At 74.5% G+C, this 235-nt stretch carries 1 pseudogene; it reads right to left on the minus strand.

Features of this window, described 5'->3' with window-relative positions:
* Positions 1–45 precede the first annotated feature (45 nt).
* Positions 46–235, minus strand: a pseudogene (locus C4313_RS11450) (RNA-guided endonuclease TnpB family protein); the annotation flags it as partial.

Below are 235 nucleotides of genomic sequence, written 5' to 3' on the forward strand. Positions count from 1 at the left end.
CCTCCTCCCCCCCCGGGCTAAAGCCCGGGGATGCCTTCAGGCGGCTTACGCCGCCCTCCGGAGACCGCCGGGCGCTCCGGGCATCCCGGCGGCCGATTCGCAGCGGCTCACCCACCGGTGGCGGTTCCACCGGAAGGAGAGCGGCTTCAGGGGCACGGCCTCCGCCCCGTGCCCCTTCGAGGAGCCCAGGAAGCGAAGGGTCAGTGCCGCGTTGGCGTCGGCATGCCAGACCCGG

It is taken from the genome of Thermoflexus sp., from assembly GCF_040289485.1.
Classification (GTDB): domain Bacteria; phylum Chloroflexota; class Anaerolineae; order Thermoflexales; family Thermoflexaceae; genus Thermoflexus.